22 protein-coding genes are annotated in these 23,807 nt (G+C 69.2%); 9 read left to right on the top strand and 13 right to left on the bottom strand.

The features are described from left to right. Nucleotides 1–32: 32 nt before the first annotated feature. Nucleotides 33–1,472, top strand: coding sequence for a CCA tRNA nucleotidyltransferase (locus tag VKA29_RS35190; RefSeq protein ID WP_324790109.1), 1,440 nt, complete (start codon nt 33–35; stop codon nt 1,470–1,472). A gap of 92 nt (nt 1,473–1,564) precedes the next feature. Here the strand turns inward: VKA29_RS35190 and VKA29_RS35195 are convergent, their stop codons facing one another. The 4 genes from VKA29_RS35195 to VKA29_RS35210 all read right to left on the bottom strand — a co-directional run bounded on the left by VKA29_RS35195 (nt 1,565) and on the right by VKA29_RS35210 (nt 5,361). Further along, nucleotides 1,565–2,080: an LppU/SCO3897 family protein gene (locus VKA29_RS35195; RefSeq protein ID WP_324790110.1), complete on the bottom strand. Its 516-nt coding sequence runs from the start codon at nt 2,078–2,080 to the stop codon at nt 1,565–1,567. 122 nt (nt 2,081–2,202) lie between these two features. Next, nucleotides 2,203–3,465 (bottom strand): MFS transporter, encoded by a 1,263-nt coding sequence (locus VKA29_RS35200; RefSeq protein ID WP_324790111.1) that lies wholly within the window; start codon nt 3,463–3,465, stop codon nt 2,203–2,205. 85 nt (nt 3,466–3,550) lie between these two features. Further along, nucleotides 3,551–4,633: an inositol-3-phosphate synthase gene (locus VKA29_RS35205; protein WP_324790112.1), complete on the bottom strand. Its 1,083-nt coding sequence runs from the start codon at nt 4,631–4,633 to the stop codon at nt 3,551–3,553. A 44-nt stretch (nt 4,634–4,677) separates the two neighbouring features. Then, entirely contained in the window at nt 4,678–5,361 is a 684-nt protein-coding gene (locus tag VKA29_RS35210) for a PadR family transcriptional regulator (RefSeq protein ID WP_324790113.1), read from the bottom strand. A gap of 351 nt (nt 5,362–5,712) precedes the next feature. Between VKA29_RS35210 and VKA29_RS35215 the strand changes: the two genes are divergently transcribed. Next, entirely contained in the window at nt 5,713–8,385 is a 2,673-nt protein-coding gene (locus VKA29_RS35215; RefSeq protein ID WP_324790114.1) for a transglycosylase domain-containing protein, read from the top strand. A 149-nt stretch (nt 8,386–8,534) separates the two neighbouring features. Continuing rightward, on the top strand, nt 8,535–10,043 hold the full coding sequence (locus tag VKA29_RS35220; RefSeq protein ID WP_324790115.1) for a glycosyltransferase family 87 protein: 1,509 nt from the start codon (nt 8,535–8,537) through the stop codon (nt 10,041–10,043). Nucleotides 10,044–10,133: 90 nt separating this feature from the next. Here VKA29_RS35220 and VKA29_RS35225 read toward each other — a convergent pair whose 3' ends face one another. The 3 genes from VKA29_RS35225 to VKA29_RS35235 form a co-directional block, all read right to left on the bottom strand. Continuing rightward, nucleotides 10,134–11,165 (bottom strand): alanine racemase, encoded by a 1,032-nt coding sequence (locus VKA29_RS35225; RefSeq protein WP_324790116.1) that lies wholly within the window; start codon nt 11,163–11,165, stop codon nt 10,134–10,136. Between the two features lie 65 nt (nt 11,166–11,230). Further along, entirely contained in the window at nt 11,231–12,352 is a 1,122-nt protein-coding gene (gene femX, locus VKA29_RS35230) for a peptidoglycan bridge formation glycyltransferase FemX (protein WP_324790117.1), read from the bottom strand. A 177-nt stretch (nt 12,353–12,529) separates the two neighbouring features. Beyond that, entirely contained in the window at nt 12,530–12,844 is a 315-nt protein-coding gene (locus tag VKA29_RS35235; RefSeq protein WP_324790118.1) for a hypothetical protein, read from the bottom strand. A gap of 263 nt (nt 12,845–13,107) precedes the next feature. On the opposite strand from VKA29_RS35235, the gene rpsF reads away from it, so the two are divergent. The 4 genes from rpsF to rplI all read left to right on the top strand — a co-directional run bounded on the left by rpsF (nt 13,108) and on the right by rplI (nt 14,814). After that, a complete protein-coding gene (gene rpsF / locus VKA29_RS35240) occupies nt 13,108–13,398 on the top strand; it encodes a 30S ribosomal protein S6 (RefSeq protein ID WP_004950685.1) in 291 nt (96 codons plus the stop codon). A 78-nt stretch (nt 13,399–13,476) separates the two neighbouring features. Next, nucleotides 13,477–14,055, top strand: coding sequence for a single-stranded DNA-binding protein (locus tag VKA29_RS35245; RefSeq protein ID WP_324790119.1), 579 nt, complete (start codon nt 13,477–13,479; stop codon nt 14,053–14,055). A 57-nt stretch (nt 14,056–14,112) separates the two neighbouring features. Then, nucleotides 14,113–14,349, top strand: coding sequence for a 30S ribosomal protein S18 (gene rpsR / locus VKA29_RS35250; RefSeq protein ID WP_003949403.1), 237 nt, complete (start codon nt 14,113–14,115; stop codon nt 14,347–14,349). Between the two features lie 18 nt (nt 14,350–14,367). After that, nucleotides 14,368–14,814 carry a 50S ribosomal protein L9 gene (rplI, locus tag VKA29_RS35255; protein WP_159534618.1) on the top strand — a complete coding sequence of 149 codons (447 nt, stop codon included), beginning with the start codon at nt 14,368–14,370 and terminating at the stop codon, nt 14,812–14,814. Between the two features lie 169 nt (nt 14,815–14,983). Here rplI and VKA29_RS35260 read toward each other — a convergent pair whose 3' ends face one another. Then, on the bottom strand, nt 14,984–16,321 hold the full coding sequence (locus tag VKA29_RS35260) for an MATE family efflux transporter (RefSeq protein ID WP_324790120.1): 1,338 nt from the start codon (nt 16,319–16,321) through the stop codon (nt 14,984–14,986). A gap of 459 nt (nt 16,322–16,780) precedes the next feature. On the opposite strand from VKA29_RS35260, the gene dnaB reads away from it, so the two are divergent. Then, complete coding sequence (gene dnaB / locus VKA29_RS35265; protein ID WP_324790121.1) at nt 16,781–18,259, top strand: replicative DNA helicase; 1,479 nt, start codon at nt 16,781–16,783, stop codon at nt 18,257–18,259. A gap of 57 nt (nt 18,260–18,316) precedes the next feature. Here the strand turns inward: dnaB and VKA29_RS35270 are convergent, their stop codons facing one another. After that, nucleotides 18,317–18,883, bottom strand: coding sequence for a dihydrofolate reductase family protein (locus VKA29_RS35270; protein WP_324790122.1), 567 nt, complete (start codon nt 18,881–18,883; stop codon nt 18,317–18,319). 262 nt (nt 18,884–19,145) lie between these two features. On the opposite strand from VKA29_RS35270, the gene VKA29_RS35275 reads away from it, so the two are divergent. Then, entirely contained in the window at nt 19,146–20,531 is a 1,386-nt protein-coding gene (locus VKA29_RS35275) for a serine hydrolase domain-containing protein (protein ID WP_324790123.1), read from the top strand. Between the two features lie 90 nt (nt 20,532–20,621). Here VKA29_RS35275 and VKA29_RS35280 read toward each other — a convergent pair whose 3' ends face one another. The 4 genes from VKA29_RS35280 to VKA29_RS35295 form a co-directional block, all read right to left on the bottom strand. Further along, a complete protein-coding gene (locus VKA29_RS35280) occupies nt 20,622–21,074 on the bottom strand; it encodes a GNAT family N-acetyltransferase (protein ID WP_324790124.1) in 453 nt (150 codons plus the stop codon). Nucleotides 21,075–21,118: 44 nt separating this feature from the next. Further along, nucleotides 21,119–21,985, bottom strand: coding sequence for a GNAT family N-acetyltransferase (locus tag VKA29_RS35285; protein ID WP_324790125.1), 867 nt, complete (start codon nt 21,983–21,985; stop codon nt 21,119–21,121). Nucleotides 21,986–22,104: 119 nt separating this feature from the next. Continuing rightward, nucleotides 22,105–22,587: an NUDIX hydrolase gene (locus tag VKA29_RS35290; RefSeq protein ID WP_324790126.1), complete on the bottom strand. Its 483-nt coding sequence runs from the start codon at nt 22,585–22,587 to the stop codon at nt 22,105–22,107. An 88-nt stretch (nt 22,588–22,675) separates the two neighbouring features. Beyond that, nucleotides 22,676–23,599: a LysR family transcriptional regulator gene (locus VKA29_RS35295; RefSeq protein ID WP_324790127.1), complete on the bottom strand. Its 924-nt coding sequence runs from the start codon at nt 23,597–23,599 to the stop codon at nt 22,676–22,678. Nucleotides 23,600–23,807 lie beyond the last annotated feature (208 nt).

Raw genomic sequence — 23,807 nt, forward strand, 5'->3', positions numbered from 1 at the left:
GAGGTCGCCCGGGCCACGTACCCTCTTCTGTTGTGCCGAACGCCAACGAAGACTCCGCCAGCGCCGTGAACCAGGAGCTGCCCGCGATGAGCGAACCATTGCGGGTCGCCCCTGTCGCCGACGACCTCGCCCGCCGCTTCCAGGAGGCCGGGTTCTCGCTTGCTCTGGTCGGCGGTTCGGTCAGGGACGCGCTGCTCGGGCGGCTCGGCAACGACCTGGATTTCACGACCGATGCCCGCCCCGAAGACGTCCTGAAGATCGTCCGGCCCTGGGCGGACGCCGTGTGGGAGGTCGGCATCGCCTTCGGGACGGTGGGGGCCCAGAAGGACGGCTACCAGATCGAGGTGACGACCTACCGGTCGGAGGCCTACGACCGCACCTCGCGCAAGCCCGAGGTGTCGTACGGCGACTCCATCGACGAGGATCTCGTCCGGCGTGACTTCACCGTGAACGCGATGGCCCTCGCGCTGCCGGAGCGGCGCTTCATCGACCCGTACGGCGGGCGCGACGACCTCGCCGCACGGGTGCTGCGCACCCCGGGCACGCCCGAGGCTTCCTTCTCGGACGACCCGCTGCGCATGATGCGGGCCGCGCGCTTCGCCGCGCAGCTCGACTTCGAGGTGGCTCCCGAGGTGGTGGCGGCCATGAAGGAGATGGCGGGCCGCATCGAGATCGTCTCGGCCGAGCGGGTGCGGGAGGAGCTGAACAAGCTGATCCTGTCGGCGCACCCGCGCAAGGGGCTGACGCTGCTGGTGGACACGGGTCTCGCCGACCATGCGCTGCCCGAGCTGCCGGCGCTGCGTCTGGAGAGTGACGAACACCACCGCCACAAGGACGTCTACGAGCACACCCTGATCGTCCTGGAACAGGCGATCGCGCTGGAGCAGAGCGGTCCCGACCTGGCGCTCCGCCTGGCCGCCCTCCTGCATGACATCGGCAAGCCGCGCACCCGCCGGTTCGAGAAGGACGGCCGGGTCTCCTTCCACCACCACGAGGTGGTCGGCGCCAAGATGACCAAGAAGCGGATGACGGCCCTCAAGTACTCCAACGAGCTGGTCAAGGACGTCTCGCGCCTGGTCGAACTCCACCTGCGCTTCCACGGATACGGCACGGGCGAGTGGACGGACTCCGCGGTCCGCCGTTACGTCCGTGACGCCGGCCCGCTCCTCGACCGACTCCACAAGCTGACCCGCTCGGACTGCACGACGCGCAACAAGCGGAAGGCCGCGGCGCTCTCCCGTGCCTACGACGGACTGGAGGAGCGCATCGCCCACCTTCAGGAGCAGGAAGAGCTCGACGCGATCCGCCCGGACCTCGACGGCAACCAGATCATGGAGGTCCTGGGCGTGGGCCCCGGCCCCGCTGTCGGCCGCGCCTACAAGCACCTGCTGGAGCTCCGCCTGGAGAACGGCCCGATGGAGTACGACGCGGCGGTGGCGGCCCTCAAGGAGTGGTGGGCCGAGCAGGGCTGACGTCAATGGCGGCTCATGTTTCACGTGAAACATGACCAGAACGCCGGAGGGGCGGTGTTTCACGTGAAACACCGCCCCTCCGTATGTCTGGGCTACTTCTTGTAGTCCTTCAGGCAGAGCAGGAAGTCACTGCCGTCGCCGGACTCGGTGTACGAGTACTGGAAGTCCTTGGCCTTCTCCGTGCACTTGCTCTCTGCGGTGAGTGCGGAGTAGGTGCCCTCGATCTTGGCGAGCACGACGTACTGGGCCTTCGCCGAGCTGCACTCGACGACCTCGAGGTCCGGGTTGTTGTCGTCGGTGTTGCCGCGGTGCATGCAGTCGCCGACGGCGGCCGTGTTGGCGTCGTCGCGGCTGGCTATGTAACCGCCGACGACCACGCCGAGGGCGACGACGGCGATGACGATGCCCTTGATCGCCTTGAAGCCGAGCTTGCGGCTGGGCTGCGGCGGCACGGGGGCGTAGGGCGCGGCGCCGGGCTGGGGGAACCCGGGCTGGCCCGGCTGCTGCGGGTAGCCGCCCTGGGGCGGGTACGGGGCCTGGCCCTGAGGCTGGCCGTAGGGCTGCTGGCCCTGGGCGAACGGGTTCTGGCCCTGAGGCGGAGTTGTCACTTGGGGGTCCCCCTAAAAGCATGGGTACGTGACGCGTAAGACGCGAGTAAGACCCACGTAAGCTACCGGCCCCCACTGACAACGCTGCAGTCGATAAGGACTCTGTGGCTTTGATGTGACACTTACCGGCGCTCATAGCGGGCCATAGCGGCAGCAACCGATCCATACGTCACGGCCACCATGACGACCAGGAAAGCCGAGCGGCCGTCAGGAGGCAGAATCAGCGCGGCCGTTCCCGCCGCGCCGACGAAGGCCACGTTGAACAGCACGTCGTAGACGGAGAAGACGCGGCCCCGGAAGGCGTCGTCGACCGAGGACTGCACGATCGTGTCCGTGGCGATCTTCGCACCCTGAGTCGTCAGTCCCAGGACGAACGCCGCGGCCAGCATGGGAGTCCTGGCGAACGACAGGCCGAGGGCCGGTTCCAGAACCGCGGCGGTCGCGGCGCACGTGACGATCCACCAGCCGGGCCCGAGACGTCCCGCGGCCCACGGCGTCACGACGGCCGCCGCGAAGAAGCCGGCGCCGGACACCCCCAGCGCCAGCCCCAGCAGGGCGAGTCCGCTCTCGGTGGTGGAGGTGAAGGCGTACCGGCACAGCATCAGCAGTATGACCAGCAGCGCGCCGTAGCAGAAGCGCATGAGCGTCATGGTCATCAGCGCCCAGGCGGCTTCCCGCCGCGGCGGGGCGGCGAGGTGACGCACACCCGCCACCAGGTCACGGGCGCTGCCGCTGAGCGCCGTCAGCAGCCGGGGCCGCACCAGCTCCGGTTCCGGTCCCAGCTCGTCCGGCGCGATACGCAGCGACGCGAGGGCCGCGCACAGGTACAGGGACGCCCCCAGCAGCACCACGGCGGCGTCGCTGTCCGCGAATGCCAGCCGGACCAGGAAGGCGAGTCCGCCGCCCGCGGTCGCGGCGAGCGTACCGGCGGTCGGGGAGAGGGAGTTGGCCACCACCAGGCGCTCGTCGTCGACGACGCGTGGCAGTGCGGCGGACAGGCCCGCCAGGATGAAGCGGTTGACGCCGGTGACGCACAGGGCGGAGACGTAGAACAGCCAGTCCGGGGCGCGGCCGATCATCAGCAGGGCGGTCGCCGACGCCATCACCGCGCGGATCAGGTTGCCGTGGAGGAAGACCTGCCGTCGGCGCCAGCGGTCCAGCAGGACGCCGGCGAAGGGGCCCACCAGGGAGTAGGGAAGCAGCAGGACCGCCATCGCGGAGGCGATCGCGGCGGCCGAGGTCTGTCTCTCCGGCGAGAAGACCACGTAGGCGGCGAGCGCGACCTGGTAGACGCCGTCGGCGCCCTGCGACAGCAGTCGCACGGCGAGCAGGCGCCGGAAGTTCCTGAAGCGCAGCAGCGTGCGCAGGTCACGGACGACGGCCATGGATCACAGCCTCACACACGGAGGGTCCCCGGGTCCTACGACCCGGGGACCCTCAGGCCCTGGCAGGAGCGGTCTCGGTGCGTGCTTAGCGGTCGACCTCGCCGCGGATGAACTTCTCGACGTTCTCGCGGGCCTCGTCGTCGAAGTACTGGACCGGCGGGGACTTCATGAAGTACGAGGACGCGGACAGGATCGGGCCGCCGATGCCGCGGTCCTTGGCGATCTTCGCGGCGCGCAGGGCGTCGATGATGACGCCGGCGGAGTTCGGGGAGTCCCAGACCTCGAGCTTGTACTCGAGGTTCAGCGGGACGTCACCGAAGGCGCGGCCCTCGAGGCGGACGTACGCCCACTTGCGGTCGTCGAGCCAGGCGACGTAGTCGGACGGGCCGATGTGGACGTTCTTCTCACCGAGGTCCCGGTCGGGGATCTGGGAGGTGACGGCCTGCGTCTTGGAGATCTTCTTGGACTCCAGGCGCTCGCGCTCGAGCATGTTCTTGAAGTCCATGTTGCCGCCGACGTTCAGCTGCATCGTGCGGTCCAGGATCACACCGCGGTCCTCGAACAGCTTCGCCATGACGCGGTGCGTGATGGTGGCGCCGACCTGGGACTTGATGTCGTCGCCGACGATCGGCACGCCCGCCTCGGTGAACTTGTCCGCCCACTCCTTGGTGCCGGCGATGAAGACCGGAAGGGCGTTGACGAAGGCGACCTTGGCGTCGATGGCGCACTGGGCGTAGAACTTCGCCGCGTCCTCGGAGCCCACGGGCAGGTAGCAGACCAGAACGTCGACCTGCTTGTCCTTGAGGATCTGGACGACGTCGACCGGCTCGGCGTCGGACTCCTCGATGGTGAGGCGGTAGTACTTGCCGAGGCCGTCGAGGGTGTGGCCGCGCTGGACCGTGACGCCGGTGTGCGGCACGTCGCAGATCTTGATGGTGTTGTTCTCCGACGCGCCGATCGCGTCCGCGAGGTCCAGGCCGACCTTCTTCGCGTCGACGTCGAACGCGGCGACGAACTCGACGTCGCGGACGTGGTAGTCACCGAACTGCACGTGCATCAGGCCGGGGACCTTGGACGCCGGGTCGGCGTCCTTGTAGTACTCGACTCCCTGCACCAGCGACGCGGCGCAGTTGCCCACGCCGACGATGGCTACGCGAACCGAACCCATTCCGGTTGCTCCCTGTGTGTACGAGTGAGGTCCTGAGTGGACCGTCACGTGGCGGTGTCGCCGGGCGTATCCGGCCCGGGGGTGTCCCCGGGCCGGGGCAGGCCGCCCGGCGCTCCAGATGTGGTGTCCTGCTGAGCGGACCCCCCGGACGCTGAACCGCTGAGGTCCCGCCCGGCCCGCTCGCTCTCGATGAGCTCGTTCAGCCAGCGCACTTCGCGCTCCACGGACTCCATCCCGTGGCGCTGGAGCTCGAGTGTGTAGTCGTCGAGGCGCTCCCGGGTGCGCACCAGGGAGGCACGCATCCTCTCCAGCCGCTCCTCCAGCCGGCTGCGGCGGCCCTCGAGCACGCGCATGCGTACGTCGCGCGACGTCTGCCCGAAGAAGGCGAAACGGGCGGCGAAGTGCTCGTCCTCGTAGGCGTCGGGGCCGGTCTGCGAGAGCAGTTCCTCGAAGTGTTCCTTACCTTCCGCCGTCAACCGGTAGACGATCTTGGCGCGACGTCCCGCGAGCGGAGCGGCGAGGGCGTCCTCGGTGGTGGTCCCCGGCTCCTCGATCAACCAGCCGTTCGCGACCAGCGTCTTGAGGCAGGGGTACAGCGTCCCGTAGCTGAACGCCCGGAACACTCCCAGTGACGTATTGAGCCGTTTCCGCAGCTCGTAGCCGTGCATCGGGGACTCGCGGAGAAGGCCGAGTACGGCGAACTCGAGGATGCCGGAACGTCGGCTCATCCTCTCGCCCCCGTCCTTATCTCGCGCTGATGTATCGACTCGATACATCAAGACGATAGAACGGCCGCCCGGATGCGACAAGTGGGGAAACGGTGAACGGGGTCACATCACTTATTCATCCGGGGCAAGTTGCCTGGTTTGAGGTGAACTTCTGTGCTCGGTGGGTTTTGGCGGTGCGTAGTCTGTGCGCCATGCACACCACCGGGAACCGAGTGACGCGAGGGGGCGTCATCGTCCTCGGTGCAGTACGGGTGAATGAGCGACCGACCACATCCGTACTTCGGGGGGACCGGAAACCAGCCGCCGTTGACAGGCGCGCAAGGGTGCGCCTGCCCGAGGAGTAGTCGTTCGATGAGCGAGCACCGTCGCAAACCGCCGCAGCCGCAGGGAGGCGGACGTGCCGCGGCCCGACGTGGCCAGTCCGGCTCGTCCTCCGGCCGCCGTGCGGCACCGCGAGGCGCCACCGGGTCTCCTTCCGACGCGTACGGGTCGGATCCCTACGGGCCGGGAGGCGAGGAGCGGTCCTACGGAGGCCGCGCCGATGCCCGGCGTGCGGCACAGAGAAACGGGGGCGGCCGCCGCAGGGCGCCCGAACCCGGCCGCTCGGGCCGCCGCGGGGCACCCGGTGGCCCGAGCGGGCCGCCGGGACGAGGCCGCGGGCGCGCCGCCGTCCCCGACAAGAAGCGTCTGATCGACTACCCGCGCGCGGGCAAGTACGGCGCTGCGCGCTGGGTGCCGTCCTGGAAGCTGGTGACCGGCCTCTTCATCGCCTTCTTCGGCGGCATGGTGGCGGTCGCCGGCGTGGGGTACGCCCTCGTGGGCATCCCCGACGTCGCCAAGACGGCCACGGCGCAGAACAACGTCTACTACTGGTCCGACGGCTCCGAGATGGTCGCCACCGGTGGTGAGACCAACCGCCAGATCGTCAACCTCTCGCAGATCCCCGAGGCGATGCGGTTCGCCGTCATCTCCCAGGAGAACAAGACCTTCTACACCGACAGCGGCATCGACCCCAAGGGCATCGCCCGCGCCGTGTTCAACATGGCCAGGGGCGGTGAGACGCAGGGCGGCTCCACCATCACTCAGCAGTACGTGAAGAACGCGATGCTGAACGACCAGTCGCAGACCATCTCCCGGAAGTTCAAGGAGATCTTCGTCTCGATCAAGGTGGGTGCCGAGATGAAGAAGGACGCCATCATGGCCGGCTACCTGAACTCCGCGTACTACGGGCGCAACGCCTACGGGATCCAGGCCGCCGCGCGGGCGTACTTCAACAAGGACGCCGTCGACCTCAACGAGGGCGAGTGCGCCTTCCTGGCGGCGATGCTGAAGGGCGCCACGTACTACGACCCGGCGGGGGCGACGTCCATCGACCCGGCCGCCACGCCCGAGGCCAACCGCAGGCGTGCCACGGTCCAGATGCAGGACACGCTCGACAAGATGGTCGAGTACGGCCACCTGGACGCCTCGACGCGGGCGAAGTACCCCAAGCTCCCCAAGGTGCAGAACCCGCGGTCGAACACCGCGCTCAGCGGCCAGGTCGGCTACCTCGTCGACCTCGCCAAGGCCTACATCATCAACAACACCGACATCACCGCCGACGACCTGCAGCAGGGCGGCTACTCGGTCTACACGACCTTCGACAAGAAGAAGGTCAAGGCGCTCGAGACGGCCGTCAAGAACGTCCGGAAGGCCAACATCAAGCCCAAACTGCGCCCGGACACGGACACCCACGTCCAGTTCGGCGGGGCGTCCGTGGACCCGGCGACCGGGGCGATCAAGGCCATCTACGGCGGCGAGGACGCCACCAAGCACTTCACCAACAACGCCGATGTCACCGGCGCCCAGGTCGGTTCGACCTTCAAGCCGTTCGTGCTCGCCGCAGCCATGAAGTGGGGTGTGCGCGACCCCGACCTCGGGACCGAGCAGGCGCAGGACGAGCGCACCCAGGTCTCCCCCAAGAGTCTGTACAGCGGCAAGAACAAGCTGAAGATCAAGGACTACGACGGGACGGTCTGGAAGAACGAGAAGGGCGAGGAGTGGCTGCAGACCAACGACGGCAACCAGTCGCTCGGCAGCCCGCCGGACTACCGGATCGACCTTCGTGAGGCGATGCGCGAGTCGGTGAACTCCGCCTTCGTGCAGCTCGGCATGGACGTCGGGCTGGACAAGGTGAAGGAGGCGGCCGTCGACGCCGGCATCAAGGCGGACAGCCTGACCGGCACCAGCTTCCCGTCGTTCTCGATCGGTATCTCCGACCCGAGCGCGATCCGGATGGCGGGGGCGTACGCCACCTTCGCGGCCAGCGGCGAGCAGCGTGACCCGTACTCCGTGCAGAAGGTCACCAGCAGCGAAGGCACGGTCTACGCCCACAAGGTGCGGAGCAAGCAGGCGTTCACCGCGGCGGTCGCCGACAACGTCACGGACGTGCTGAAGACCGTGGTCGAGAAGGGCACGGGTACCAACGCCCAGCTGCCCGGCCGTGAGGTCGCCGGCAAGACCGGTACCACCGACGGCAACAAGTCGGCCTGGTTCGTGGGCTACACCCCGCAGCTGTCGACGTCGATCACGATGTTCCGGTACGACGACGACGAGACCAAGAAGAACCGCACCTTCGAGGAGATGTACGGAACCGGCGGCCAGGAGAAGATCCACGGCGCCTCGTTCCCGGCCGAGATCTGGCACGACTACATGGCGGAGGCGCTGAAGGGCACGCCGGCGAAGGACTTCCCGACGCCCGAGGACATCGGCGAGGTGGTCAACGACGTCCCGAGCCCGACGCCCACTCCGACGGCCAGCGACACGCCGGAGGCCAGCCCGACGCCGAGCCCGACGCCGAGCGAGACGCTGCAGAGCCCGACACCGTCGCCGAGCGACTCCTGCAAGTTCGGCTGGCAGTGCAACGACACCGGCGGGACGAACACCGGCGGCACGGACGGAGGCGTCACCTCCTCGCCGACGCCCACGGACACCTCCGGAACCGGCAACAACAGAGGCAACGGCAACGGCGGCATCTTCGGTTGACGGACCGGGCCACCGCCAAAACGCCCAGCACGGATGTTTCACGTGAAACGAGCACATGTTTCACGTGAAACGCAAAACAGGGCCGCCGCACCGGAACAGGTGCGGCGGCCCTCGGCGTATCCCCGGGCACGTACGGCAGGATGTGCGGCATGCCCAGTGCAGAATCGACGCAAGCGAGCGCGCACGAGCCGGACCCGGTGCTGCCGACCAGGGAGGACGAGGTCGCCCGCTCCGGCAGCGAGCTGATCGGCGGCCCCCTCGGGCGGCGCGCCCTGCTCGGGACGTCCTGGTGGACACCGGTCCGGGTCGTCGCGCTGGTCGCGATCGGCATGTTCGCCCTCGGCCTGATCCAGAAGGCGCCCTGCTACAACGGCGCCTGGTTCTACGGCGCCAGCTCCCAGTACACGAAGGCCTGCTACTCGGACATTCCGCACCTGTACCAGGGGCGGGGCTTCGCCGAAGGGCTTGTACCGTACTTCGACAAGCTTCCCGGCGACATGCCGTACCTCGAGTACCCCGTGCTGACCGGCGTGTTCATGGAGGTCGCCGCGTGGCTCACGCCGGGCAGCGGCAGCATCCAGGACCAGGAGCAGTGGTACTGGATGGTCAACGCCGGGATGCTGATGGTCTGCGCGGCCGTCATCGCCGTCAGCGTGACCCGTACGCACGCCCGGCGGCCCTGGGACGGCCTGCTGCTCGCCCTGGCGCCCGCCTTCGCGCTGACCGCCACCATCAACTGGGACCTGCTGGCGGTCGCCCTGACGGCCGCGGCGATGCTCATGTGGTCGCGGGGCCGCTCCCTGGCCTTCGGTGTCCTCCTGGGGCTCGCCACGGCCGCCAAGCTGTACCCGGTGTTCCTGCTGTGGCCGCTGTTCCTGCTGTGCTGGCGGTCGGGCAGGTGGCGGGAGTTCGGCCGGGGGCTGGGCGGGGCGGTCGTCTCCTGGCTCGTGGTGAACCTGCCGGTGATGCTGTTCGCCTGGAACGGCTGGGTGCAGTTCTACAGGTTCAGCCATGACCGGGGCGTGGACTTCGGGTCCTTCTGGCTGATCATGGCCCAGAACTCGACCGACCCGCTGACCACCGACACGGTCAACAACCTGGCCACGGCTCTGGTGCTGCTGTGCGGCGTGGGCATCGCGGTGCTCACCATGACAGCTCCCCGCCGGCCGCGCTTCGCCCAGCTCGCGTTCCTGATCGTCGCGGCGTTCATCCTCACCAACAAGGTCTACTCCCCGCAGTACGTCCTGTGGCTGGTCCCGCTCGCCGTGCTGGCGCGGCCCAAATGGCGGGACTTCCTGATCTGGCAGGCGTGCGAGGTCCTGTACTACCTGGGCATCTGGATGTACCTCGCCTACACGACCAGCGGCGAGGCCCACAAGGGCCTGCCCCAGGAGGGCTACCACTGGGCCATCGCCGTCCACCTGCTGGGCACCCTGTACCTGTGCGTCATGGTGGTCCGGGACATCCTCATGCCGGAACGGGACCCGGTGCGCCGCTCCGGTGACGACGACCCCTCGGGGGGCGTGCTCGACGGAGCGGAGGACGTCTTCGTCCTCGGCTCCGCGGCCCGCGCCCGCCGCGGGCACGTCCCCTCGTTCGACGGGCCGCACGTGGAATGGGGCTCCCGAGGAACGGCGTCCCCGACGGACGAACTCTGAACGAACGGGCCACAGGCAAGGCGGAGCACGACGAAGGCCGGACCCGGAAGTCCTCCGGGTCCGGCCTTCGCCGTGCGGGCGGGGTGCCGCTCAGACGTCCACGAGCCGGTCGTACTGCGTGGTGGTGTGCCGCAGATGGGCCACCAGCTCGTCACCCACCTTCGGCTCGGGCGCGTCCGCGGGCACGAAGAGGATGGAGACCTGCATGTGCGGCGGCTCGGCGAACCAGCGCTGCTTGCCGCCCCAGACGAACGGGGAGAGATTCCGGTTGACCGTCGCCAGGCCGGCCCGGGCGACGCCCTTGGCACGCGGCATGACGCCGTGCAGCGCCTTGGGGGCCTCCAGGCCCACCCCGTGCGACGTACCGCCCGCCACGACCACCAGGAAACCGTCCGAGGCCGCCTTCTGCTGCCGGTAGCCGAAGCGGTCGCCCTTGGCGACACGGGTGACGTCCAGGACCGCTCCCCGGTACTCCGTGGCCTCGTGGTCGCCCAGCCACAGCCGCGTGCCGATCCGGGCGCGGAAGCGCGTCTGCGGGAACTGCTGCTGCAGCCGAGTCAGTTCCTCCGCCTTCAGGTGGCTGACGAACATCGTGTGCAGCGGCAGCCGGGCCGCCCGCAGACGGTCCATCCAGCCGATGACCTCCTCGACGGCGTCCGAGCCGTCCGTCCGGTCCAGCGGCAGGTGGATGGCGAAGCCCTCGAGGCGGACGTTCTCTATGGCGGAGTGCAGCTGCGGCAGGTCCTGCTCGCTCACACCGTGGCGCTTCATCGAGGACATCACCTCGATCACCACACGGGCGCCCACCAGGCCGTACACGCCGTCGACGGACGACACCGAGCGCACCACCCGGTCGGGCAGCGGGACGGGCTCCTCACCGCGCCGGTACGGCGTCAGCACCAGCAGGTCCCCACTGAAGAAGTCCTTGATGCGCGCGGCCTCGTACGTCGTACCGACGGCGAGGATGTCCGCGCCCAGCCGCGTGGCCTCCTCCGCCAGCCGCTCGTGCCCGAAGCCGTAGCCGTTGCCCTTGCAGACCGGGACGAGCCCCGGGAACTGCTCCTGCACGTGCTTGTGGTGCGCCCGCCAGCGCGCGGTGTCGACGTAGAGCGTGAGCGCCATGGCCGGACCTGGAACCTTTCTCGTGGCTGCGGTGTGTCAGAGGTATGGAATCACTGAACGTGACGTCAGCGGCGCGACATGTAGATGTCGAGCGCCTTGTGGAGCAGCTTGTTGAGCGGGAAGTCCCACTCGCCGAGGTACTCGGCGGCCTGCCCGCCCGTGCCCACCTTGAACTGGATCAGGCCGAAGAGGTGGTCGGACTCGTCCAGCGAGTCGGAGATGCCGCGCAGGTCGTAGACGGTCGCGCCCAGCGCGTAGGCGTCCCGCAGCATCCGCCACTGCATCGCGTTCGAGGGCCGGACCTCGCGGCCGATGTTGTCGGAGGCGCCGTAGGAATACCAGACGTGCCCGCCGACGATCAGCATCGTCGCGGCCGACAGGTTCACACCGTTGTGCCGGGCGAAGTACAGCCGCATGCGGTTGGGGTCCTCGGTGTTGAGGGCCGTCCACATGCGCTGGAAGTACGACAGCGGGCGGGGCCGGAAGTGGTCGCGCACGGCCGTGATCTCGTACAGCCGCTGCCACTCCTCCAGGTCCTGGTAACCGCCCTGGACGACCTCGACGCCGGCCTTCTCGGCCTTCTTGATGTTGCGGCGCCACAGCTGGTTGAAGTTCTTGTGGACCTCTTCCAGGGAGCGGTTGGCCAGCGGCACCTGGTAGACGTAGCGGGGCTGGACATCGCCGAAGCCGGCGCCGCCGTCCTCGCCCTGCTGCCAGCCCATCCGGCGCAGCTTGTCGGCGACCTCGAAGGCGCGCGGCTCGATGAAGTCGGCCTCGATGTCGCGCAGACGCTTCACGTCCGGGTCCTGGATGCCGGCCTTGATGGAGGTGGCCTCCCAGCGCCGGATGATCACCGGCGGGCCCATCTTCACCGAGAACGCGCCCTGCTGCTTGAGGTGCGCGAGCATCGGTTCCAGCCAGTCGGTGAGATTCGGCGCGAACCAGTTGATGACCGGGCCCTCGGGCAGATAGGCGAGGTAGCGCTTGATCTTCGGCAGCTGCCGGTACAGGACGAGGCCCACGCCGACCAGTTCGCCCGTCTTCCCGTCGAACCAGCCGAGATTCTCCGAGCGCCACTCCGCCTTGACGTCAGCCCAGGCCGGAACCTGCATGTGGCTCGCCGACGGCAGGCTCTGGATGTACGCCAGATGCTGCTCGCGACTGATCGTCCTCAGGGTCAGGCTCATTCGGGGCGCTCCTCGGGCTGGTGTGTCCCCATGGGTACAGGGGCTCCGGCTCTCGCGCGAAGCCTACTGCGCCTTACGAGCGCCCCGACTGGGCATGCGGAAGCCACGCCGGGCCTGCGGGCCGCCGAGGCGGCCCGCAGGGTGCTGTGCGATGTCCTGTGGACGGTGTCCGCGGCGTCAGCCGACGACCCCGCCGAAGAGGCCGCCGTGCGCCATGCCGAGGAAGAACCCGACCGCGGAGGCGCCGAGCCCCAGAACGAGCCCGAAGCGCTCGCGCGTCGTCACCGAGATCCACTGCCCGTACGCGCCCGTGAGGATGCCGATCAGGCCGGTCCACGAGCTGAGCAGGTGCAGATCGCCGAAGAAGCCCGTCACGAACGCGAGGACTCCGAGCACCCCGGTCACCACCAGCAGGGTGTCCTGGAGCGGATGGGGCTTGCCGTCCGTGGCGAAGAGGCCTCCGACGGTGTTGGGTCGCATTGCCTGTGCCATATGGGCACCTCCTGCGGAAGACGGCGCACCGTAGCGCCATACACACCCGATGTGTACAGAGTGACGGTCCCGGAGGCCGGATTTCAACCGGAAGCCGCCCTGCAGGTACTCTGTACCTTCTGCACGGTGTCTGCCCATGTCACGGTGGGGTCTTTCGCGAAGGGCCCCGATTGTCAGTGGCGGCCTATACCGTTGCGTACGCATCACAACCCTCCTGCCACGGAACGACCGTGGCCGCTGAGTCCAAAGGAGGTGGGTTCCACATGCGTCACTACGAGGTGATGGTCATCCTCGACCCCGATCTCGAGGAGCGCGCTGTCTCCCCGCTGATCGAGAACTTCCTCTCCGTCGTCCGTGAGGGCAACGGAAAGGTGGAGAAGGTCGACACCTGGGGCCGTCGTCGGCTCGCGTACGAGATCAAGAAGAAGCCCGAGGGCATCTACTCGGTCATCGACCTGCAGGCCGAGCCTGCGGTCGTCAAGGAGCTCGACCGCCAGATGAACCTGAACGAGTCGGTCCTCCGGACCAAGGTCCTCCGTCCCGAGACCCACTGAGCCCTTCCGCTCAGCTGATCCCGGGATTCGAGTAGCAGCACCAAGCAGCCAGCAGCAAACCCGCCGAGAGGTTCCCCCATGGCAGGCGAGACCGTCATCACGGTCGTCGGCAATCTTGTCGACGACCCCGAGCTGCGCTTCACCCCCTCCGGTGCGGCGGTCGCGAAGTTCCGTGTCGCGTCCACTCCCCGCACCTTCGACCGCCAGACGAACGAGTGGAAGGACGGCGAGAGCCTCTTCCTGACCTGTTCCGTCTGGCGTCAGGCGGCGGAGAACGTCGCCGAGTCGCTCCAGCGAGGCATGCGCGTCATCGTGCAGGGCCGGCTGAAGCAGCGGTCCTACGAGGACCGTGAGGGCGTCAAGCGCACGGTCTACGAACTGGACGTCGAGGAAGTCGGCGCCAGCCTGCGCAACGCCACGGCCAAGGTCACCAAGACCACCGGCCGCGGTGGCCAGGGCGGTTACGGCGGCGGTGGCGGTGGCGGCCAGGGTGGCGGCGGCTGGGGCGGTGGCCCCGGTGGCGGCCAGCAGGGCGGCGGGGCTCCCGCCGACGACCCGTGGGCCACCGGCGCTCCCGCCGGTGGCAACCAGGGCGGCGGCTGGGGCGGTAACTCCGGCGGCGGCGGTGGCGGCTACTCGGACGAGCCCCCCTTCTAGGCCTCGGGCCGAGGGGCGGGCCGTACCCACACTTCTTGATCACACAGGAGAAACACCATGGCGAAGCCGCCTGTGCGCAAGCCGAAGAAGAAGGTCTGCGCTTTCTGCAAGGACAAGGTCACGTACGTGGACTACAAGGACACGAACATGCTGCGGAAGTTCATTTCCGACCGCGGCAAGATCCGTGCCCGCCGCGTGACCGGCAACTGCACGCAGCACCAGCGTGACGTCGCCACGGCCGTCAAGAACAGCCGTGAGATGGCGCTGCTGCCCTACACGTCCACCGCGCGCTAAAGGAAGGGTGACCTACTGATGAAGATCATCCTCACCCACGAGGTCTCCGGCCTCGGTGCCGCGGGCGACGTCGTCGACGTCAAGGACGGTTACGCTCGCAACTACCTGGTCCCGCGGAAGCTCGCGATCCGCTGGACCAAGGGCGGCGAGAAGGACGTCGAGCAGATCCGTCGTGCTCGCAAGATCCACGAGATCCAGACCATCGAGCAGGCCAACCAGGTCAAGGCCCAGCTCGAGGGCGTGAAGGTCCGTCTGGCGGTCCGCTCCGGCGACGCCGGTCGCCTCTTCGGTTCCGTCACCCCGGCCGACATCGCCTCGGCGATCAAGGCTGCCGGTGGCCCCGAGGTCGACAAGCGCCGCATCGAGCTCGGTGCGCCGATCAAGACCCTGGGCGCCCACGAGACGTCCGTGCGTCTGCACCCCGAGGTTGCCGCCAAGGTCAGCATCGAGGTGGTCGCGGCCTGAGTGCCGCGTTCGGCTGGACAGCCGGGAAGGGGCCGTACCCGCTGGGTGCGGCCCCTTCCGCATGCCGTCGGCGTTCCGGCCACGTCCTGCCGGTGTCCCGCCCGTGCTCTGCTTCCGCCGCCGGGCGTCCCACGGATACGGACGACGGGGAGCGTTTCACGTGAAACGTTCAGCGTGTCGCCCCGGTCACCAGCCAGTGGCCCGACCGGGCGCGGAGCCACAGGGTCAGCATCCGCACCGTCATCATCAACGTCATGGCGGCCCACAGGGCGGTCAGTCCGCCGCCCGTCGTCGGCACGAGCAGAGCCGCCGGGGTGAAGACCGCCAGGGTGAGCAGCATGGCCCACGCCAGATACGGGCCGTCGCCGGCGCCCATCAGGACGCCGTCCAGCACGAAGACGACACCGCAGACCGGCTGTGAGAGAGCGACGATCACCAGGGCGGGCAGAGCTGCGACCTTCACGACGGAGTCACTGGTGAACAAGGGCAGGAAGACCGGTCGAGCGATCACGACCAGCACGCCCAGGACGACACCGACCGCGATGCCCCACTCCACCATCCGGCGGCATGCCTGGCGTGCTCCTCGGGTGTCGCCGGCTCCCAGGTAGCGCCCGATGATGGCCTGCCCGGCTATGGCGATGGCATCGAGGGCGAAGGCGAGCAGGCTCCACAGGGACAGGATGATCTGGTGGGCCGCGATGTCGGCGTCACCGAGCCGCGCGGCCACAGCGGTGGCGATCATCAGGATCGCCCGCAGGGACAGCGTGCGCACCAGCAGCGGGGCGCCGGCCTGTGCGCAGGCCCTGATCCCCGTGGCGTCGGGCCGCAGCGAGGCGCCGTGGCCGCGGGCCCCGCGGACGACCACCGTGAGATAGACCGCCGCCATCCCGCACTGGGCGATGACCGTCCCCCACGCGGAGCCCGCGATTCCCAGGCCGGCACCGTAGACGAGGCCCGCGTTGAGCACGGCATTCGCGACGAAGCCAGCGACGGCCACGTACAACGGTGTCTTGGTGTCCTGCAAGCCGCGCAGGACGCCGGTCGCGGCGAGCACGACGAGCATGGCCGGGATGCCGAGGGCGGATATGCGCAGATAGGTCGTCGCGTAGGGGGCCGCGGTGTCGGAGGCGCCGAAGACGTCCACCAGCACCGGTGCCGTGGGCAGGACGACGGTGATCACGGTGATGCCGATCAGGAGCGCCAGCCAGATGCCGTCCATGCCCTGACGGATCGCGGCGTGGAGGTCGCCGGCACCGACCCGCCGGGCGACGGCCGCGGTGGTGGCGTAGGCGAGGAAGACGAAGACGCTCACCGCTGTCGTGAGCAGAGCCGAGGCGACACCGAGACCGGCGAGTTGGGCGGTCCCCAGGTGGCCCACGATCGCGCTGTCGGCCAGCACGAACAGCGGCTCGGCCACCAGCGCGCCGAAGGCCGGCACGGCCAGCGCGACGATCTCTCGGTCGTGCAGTCGCCGGGTGGCGCGGGAGGGCGCGGGAGCCTGTGTCATGAGCACCAATCCAATCGTCCACAGGTAAGAGATGTAAAGCCTATGCGTCCCTTACTCGTCATCTTGGCGTGTGCTCTTTCGTACACCGTTCGCAGCGATCTCGGCCCGAGCGGAGAAGTTTTTGTTCTGCACAGCCGGTGGACGGAAAACGTGCAGGTCAGCTACCTGGTGGGGAGAGAGTCGGAACCTTGTTCACAGGCCTGTCCACCGGGTCGTGCACAGGTTTCGCGGAGTTCTCCACAGCATCCGGGCCGTCGTCCACATGCCCTGTGGATAACCAGATTGGCTGACGGTGCCCGCGGGCCTACCGTGGTCCGGCGCCCGCTCCCTTCGTCGGCCGTGATAACGACACAAAACCGACGTCTCAGAACCGGAGTTGGCCGCTTCAGTTGTCAGTGCCGTGCCGTAGAAATGAGGGGCACGGCGAGGTCCGCTCCGCGGACGGGAGGAGGTGGCTCGGTGAGCATTTCCGAGCCCTTGGACGATCCGTGGGCCGACAGCGGTCCCAGTGATCGTCTGCCCGCCTCCCGCCGGCGTGGTGACGGGGGACGAGGCCGGGACGAGCAGCACGACCGCGGCCGGGACAACGGGGTGTGGGACGGCGGCGGTGCGTCCTTCGAGCGGGTCCCACCCCAGGACCTCGACGCCGAGCAGTCCGTCCTCGGCGGCATGCTCCTGTCGAAGGACGCGATCGCGGACGTCGTCGAGATCCTCAAGGGTCACGACTTCTACAAGCCCGCCCACGAGACGATCTTCCAGGCGATCCTCGACATCTATGCCAAGGGCGAGCCGGCCGACCCCATCACGATCGCCGCCGAGCTCACCAAGCGCGGCGAGATCAACAAGGTCGGCGGCGCCTCCTACCTGCACACCCTCGTCCAGACGGTGCCGACCGCGGCGAACGCCGAGTACTACGCGGAGATCGTCCACGAGCGTGCCGTCCTGCGCCGCCTGGTCGAGGCGGGCACCCGCATCACCCAGATGGGATACGCGGCCGACGACGACGTCGACGAGATCGTCAACCGCGCCCAGGCCGAGATCTACGCGGTCACCGAGCAGCGCACCAGTGAGGACTACCTCCCGCTCGGCGACATCATGGAGGGCGCGCTCGACGAGATCGAGGCGATCGGCTCCCGCAGCGGCGAGATGACCGGCGTGCCCACGGGCTTCACCGACTTCGACTCGCTCACCAACGGCCTGCACCCGGGCCAGATGATCGTCATCGCCGCCCGTCCCGCCATGGGCAAGTCCACCCTCGCGCTGGACTTCGCGCGGGCCGCGTCGATCAAGCACAACCTGCCGAGCGTCATCTTCTCCCTCGAGATGGGCCGCAACGAGATCGCGATGCGCCTGCTGTCCGCCGAGGCCCGCGTCGCCCTGCACCACATGCGCTCCGGCACGATGACCGACGAGGACTGGACCCGGCTGGCCCGCCGCATGCCCGACGTCTCCGCGGCCCCCCTCTTCATCGACGACTCGCCGAACCTGTCGATGATGGAGATCCGCGCCAAATGCCGCCGCCTGAAACAGCGCAACGACATCAGGCTGGTCGTCATCGACTACCTGCAGCTGATGCAGTCCGGCGGCTCCAAGCGCGCCGAGAGCCGTCAGCAGGAGGTCTCGGACATGTCCCGTAACCTCAAGCTGCTCGCCAAGGAGCTGGAGATCCCGGTGATCGCGCTCTCGCAGCTCAACCGTGGTCCCGAGCAGCGCACCGACAAGAAGCCGATGGTCTCCGACCTGCGTGAGTCCGGATCCATCGAGCAGGATGCCGACATGGTGATCCTGCTGCACCGCGAGGACGCCTACGAGAAGGAGTCGCCGCGCGCGGGCGAGGCCGACCTGATCGTGGCCAAGCACCGTAACGGCCCGACGGCGACTATCACGGTCGCCTTCCAGGGCCACTACTCCCGGTTCGTGGACATGGCGCAGACCTGATCCGTCCGCGTGCGGGTCTCGGATTCCGCGGCCGGGCCGTTAGACACGGGAAGCCGCTCAGCGCCTCGTCTCGTACCTGGTCAGGACCACGCCGCCGGGAAACGTCCGGGTCTCCACCAGGTTCAGGTTCACCCAGTTGTCCAGTGCGGTGAAGAACGGGGTGCCGCCGCCCACCAGGACCGGATGGGCGGCGATCACGTACTCGTCGATCAGCCCTGCGCGCATGGCCGCCCCGGCGAGTGTCGCGCCGCCGATGTTCATCGGGCCGCCGTCCTCGGCCTTGAGCCGGGTGATCTCGGCGATCGCGTCGCCGGTGAACAGGCGGGCGTTCCAGCCGACCTTGCCGATCGTCGAGGAGAACACCACCTTCGGCGTGTCCCGCCAGTTCCGCGCGAACTCGATCTCCGCTGGGGTGGCGTCGGGCTGCTGGTCGCCGGTCGGCCAGTAGGAGCTCATCGTCTCCCACAACTTGCGCCCGTACAGCGACAGGCCACTCGCCTGCTCGTGGTCGAGCCACCACTGGAACAGTTCACGGCTCGGCGGTCCGCTCCAGCCGATGTCGTCACCGGCCGCGGCGATGTAGCCGTCCAGCGTCAGGTTCATGCCGTAGATCAGCTTCCGCATGTCCAGCCTTCCGTCCGTGGGTGTCCGGCGTATGGACCAGTGCGGCTCGGGAAACTCATCGGTGCGCGATCCGGGCTCGCCGGTAGTCCTCGTGCTCGGGGCTCAGCGTGGTGCACTCGGCCGACACGGGCAAGCCGTCTGATCTCGAACTCACTCTCGCGAGATCGACATGTCACGAGCGGCGAGGCTCCACACCGCGCCGCGGGGGTGCCCGGAGGTAATGAGCTCGACGGCCGAGTGTCCCGCGGGATGGACTGGGGGCATGACGACACCTCAGTTCGACCTGCTCCCCGGCACGCGCCGGGCACTTGTGCACCGGATCGCCGTGGCCCAGGCCGAGGGGCGCGCGCCCTCGCTGGTCGCCGCAGTGGTACGGGACGGGCGAGCCGTATGGCACGGTGCGCGGACCTCGGTGGAGGGGCACGGTCCCGACGAGGACGTGCAGTACCGCATCGGCTCGATCACGAAGACCTTCACGGCCGTTCTGGTGCTGCGGTTGCGGGACGAGGGTCTGCTCGGCCTCGGCGATCCGCTGGAGAAACACCTGCCCGGCACGGGAGTGGGGGAGACCACGATCGCGGATCTCCTCGCCCACACCGGCGGGCTGGCCGCGGAGTCGCCCGCCCCGTGGTGGGAGCGCACCCCGGGGTCGCTGCGTCCCGAACTCGCCGACGTCCTCGGTGAACGGCCCCTGCTGCATCCGGTGGGCCGCCGCTTCCACTACTCCAATCCCGGCTACACCGTGCTGGGCTCGCTCGTGGAGAAGCTGCGGGGGGCTCCGTGGGAGGAGGTGCTGCGCAGTGAAGTGCTCCAGCCCCTGGGACTGGACCGTACGACCGTGCAACCGAGGTCTCCTCACGCGGGTGGCTGGGCCGTCCACCCCTGGGCCGACGCGCTGCTGCCGGAGCCTTCCGAGAACCTCGGACGGATGGCGCCCGCGGGACAACTGTGGTCCACCACCGGTGACCTGGCACGGTTCGCCGTCTTCCTGGCGCGCGGCGACGACCGGGTGCTGAGCCAGGAGACGGTACGGGAGATGCGGACTCCCGCGGCCCCGCCGGAACCCGCGGACGTGGTGGACGGTGCCGCCTACGGGCTCGGACTGCAGATCCAGCGCCGGGACGGCCGGCTACTCGTCGGGCACTCCGGGTCGCTGCCGGGCTTCCTGGCGAACCTCACCATCAGCGTGGAGGACGACGTCGCGGCGGTGGTGCTGGCCAACTGCACGTCCGGTCCCCATCTGTCGGAGGTCGGAGCCGATCTCGTGGCCATCGTCGCGGAGGCCGAGCCGCGCATCCCGGAACCGTGGCGGCCGATGCCGGAGGTCGACCCGGAGGCGCTGGAACTGGCGAGACCCTGGTACTGGGGGACACAGGCGTTCGCCCTGCGGCTGACGGCCGACGGGGGTGCCTCGCTGGAACCGCTGTCCGAGAGAGGCCGCCGCTCACGCTTCCGGGCGAACGGCGACGGGACCTGGACCGGGCTCGACGGCTACTACGCCGGCGAACTGCTCAGGCCTGTGCGGCGCCCGGACGGGACAGTCGATCATCTGGACCTCGGGTCGTTCGTGTTCACGCGCCGGCCGTACGACGAGGAGGCTTCCGTACCCGGCGGAGTGGACCCGGACGGGTGGCGGGGTATCAGCTGACGGGTGATCCGCCCCCGGTGAACCGGTGTGGCGCCTGAGGGGCGTCCTGTTTCACGTGAAACAAGACGCCCCGTCCGTTTCGGTGCGGGTTCAGAGCTGGAGCTTGAAGCCCAGATGGGAGGGCTCGAATCCCAGTCGCTCGTAGAAACGGTGGGCGTCGCTGCGTGTCCTGTCCGACGTCAGCTGCACCAACTGACAGTCCAGACGGCGGGACCGGTCGATCGCCCACTCGATGAGCAGGGTGCCCAGTCCGCTGCCCCGCTCGTCGGCGTGGACGCGCACCGCTTCGATGATCGACCGGGTGGCGCCGCGCCGGGACAGTCCCGGAACGATCGTGAGCTGGAGGGTGCCGACGACCCGGCCCTCGTGTTCGGCGACGACCAGATGCTGGTGCGGGTCGGACGTGAGGCGGTCGAGGGCCGCCAGGTACGGGCTCAGATCGTCCGGCGACTCACGCCGGGCGCCCAGAGGGTCGTCGGCCAGCATCGCGACGATCGCGGGCACGTCGTCCGCCGTGGCGGGCCGTATCGCAAGGTCTCCCATGGGCAGCACCCTATGCGGGTGCGCTGACGGCGGCCGGGCACGGTTCAGCCCGCCGCCACCGTCAGGGGAGCGAAGCGCCGGGTCCAGTCGCCGGGCAGGTCCGGGATGCCGTGGGTCATGACCGCGTTGAAGGCGACGGACGCCAGCCCCCGTGCCCTCACCCATGTCAGCAGTGCCTCGTGCCGTACGTCGATGTCGGTGCGCAGGGGGCGGTCGGTGCGCGCGGCGAGGGAGGTGATGAGTGCCGCGGCCGTCTCGGTGTCGCGGGCGATCAGCGGCCCGATGACGTGGGTGTCCATGTTGGGCCAGGCGGCCGCGTATCCGATGAGCCGTCCGTTCTCCTCGGCCACCCGGATCTGGTCGGCGAAGGCCGGCAGGCGCGTGATGAGGTGCGTGCGGTCGACGCCGAACACCTCCGCGTCGAGCCGCAGGATCGCGGTGAGGTCCTCGGCGGTGGCGGCGCGGGTGGTGACCTCGGGCACCGGTCCGCCGGGCGTGAAGCGCCCGCGCAGCATCTCGGCCCGGCCGGTGACCTCGAAGCCGAGTTCCTCGTACAACGGGCGGCCGTTCGGGGTCGCGTGCAGGGTCAGCGGGGTGGTGCCCAGGGTGGTGACGACGTGCCTCATCAGTCGGCGGCCCACGCCTTGGCGGGCATGCCGTCGGGCCACCAGCACCATGCCTACGGCGCCCAGTTCCGGCCGGTCCCGCGGCCCGTACTCGGTGACGACGCAGGCGGTGACGAGACCCCCGCCGGGGTCGTCGATGCCGTAAGCCGTCCCGGCGGTGAGGAGCAGGCCCCACTTGTGCTCCTCACGAGGCCACCCCCGGTCCTCGGACAGGTCGGCGCAGGCGGTGAGATCGCGGAGCGTCAGCCGGCGGATGGGCAGAGCGGGGAGGGAAGAAGTCGGCACGCGGGCCAGGCTGTCCGACGGGCCACCTCGGCGTCCACCACTTTCCTGTCGTTCACCGGGGCGGCGGATCCGGCGGAAGCGCTCAGCGCGGGGCGGAGGCCGAGATCGCGGGCGGTACGTCAGCCGAGGTCCGGGGCGTGCATGGCGCGTACGCCCTCGATGTTGCCGTCCAGATAGTGCCGCAGCGACAACGGGACGAGATGGACGGAGGCGATCCCGACACGGGTGAACGGCACACGGACGATCTCGTACTCGCCTGCGGGCTCGTCCACCTCCGGGCCGTGCCGCAGGGAGGTGTCCATGGACTCCAGGCGGCAGACGAAGAAGTGCTGCACCTTCACGCCGGTCGCGCCGCCGTCCTCGCCGATGTGCTCGACGGTGTCGACGAAGCAGGGCACCACGTCGGTGATCTTGGCGCCGAGTTCCTCGTACACCTCGCGGTGCAGGGCGTCGACGACGGTCGTGTCCCCGGGCTCCACCCCGCCACCGGGAGTGACCCAGTAGGGGTCCACGCCGGGCTTGGTGCGCTTGATCAGGATCAGGTCGTCACCGTCCAGCAGGACGGCACGGGCGGTGCGCTTGACCACGGGTCGGACGGTCATGGGAGGAATGTGGCCCGTATCGTTCCACGTGAAACATCGCATATCGTCACCGGGCGAGCCCTCCCGGTGACGGCCGGAGCGGCTCTGCTCAGCACCAGTCCGCCGCGGCCCGCAGCAGCCGATCGTGTGCCCGCGCGATGTGCGGCATCGCCAGCGTGCCCGTCCGGACCGCCAGGAAGTAGGTCCGCAGCGGAGGCACGGCCGGCTCGTGCAGGGCGACGATGTCACCGCGCTCCAGAGCCGCCTCGCACAGATAGCGGGGCAGCACTGCCAGCCCCGCGCCCGCGACGGCGCAGGCGAGGACCGCGCGCAGGTCGGGGACGATGACCGTGCCGGGAGCGGCGGGACGGGAGTCGAAGACGGAGGCCCAGTAGCGGGAGACGAAGGGCAGCGACTCGTGCACCTCGATCACGGGGACGTCCTTCAGCGCGGGCGCCCCGGTGTGGCGGGCTGTCTCGGCGCCTGTCTGCTCGGCCCGGCCTGTCTGCTCGGCCCGGCCCGGCGCGGCGACCAGGACATGCTCCTCGTCGCACAGCGCAGTCGCCGTGAGCAGCGCCCCGCGCGGGCGGGCCGTGCTGATGGCCAGATCGTGATGCCCGGCTGCCAGCCCTTCCAGGACCTCCTCGGCGGTGCCGAAGGAGGAGCGCAACGCGAATCCCTGGCCGTCCTCCCCGGTCAGTTCGGTGAGGGCGGGCAGCGCGCGTTCGGCGGTGAACTCGGGTGGCCCGGCGAGGTGCAGACTGCGCAGGTAGGACTCGTCGTCGAGTCCGGTTTCGGCGATCTCGACCAGGGCGTCGAGATGCGGAGCCGCTTTGTGGGCGAGTTCGTCGCCGATGGTCGTCGGCGTCACTCCGCGGGCCTGGCGCAGGAACAGGGGACGGCCCAGCTGCCGTTCGAGGGTGCGGATCTGTGAGGTCACGGCCGGCTGCGACAGACCGAGCAGCGCGGCGGCGCGGGTGAAGGAGCCGGCCCGGTGCACGGTCACGAAGGTGCGCAGCAAGGCCAGATCCATGGGCTGTCCTCCTCTTTCCCTGCCCTTCTCCCGGCCTTGAGGCAGGGCCCAACTATAAATATGTCGATAGGTCGCTGTCGCTACCGTGATTGGACACTGACACAGAGTCAACTAGCCTTGGTCGCGCGGTTCTTCGCGCGCGGAACCGAGGACGGTCCGAGCCACGAGGGGGGAGGCTCGGACCGTCCGCCCTCCGCCGTCCGCAGCG

It is taken from the genome of Streptomyces sp. H51 (assembly GCF_035656535.1).
Classification (GTDB): Bacteria; Actinomycetota; Actinomycetes; order Streptomycetales; family Streptomycetaceae; genus Streptomyces.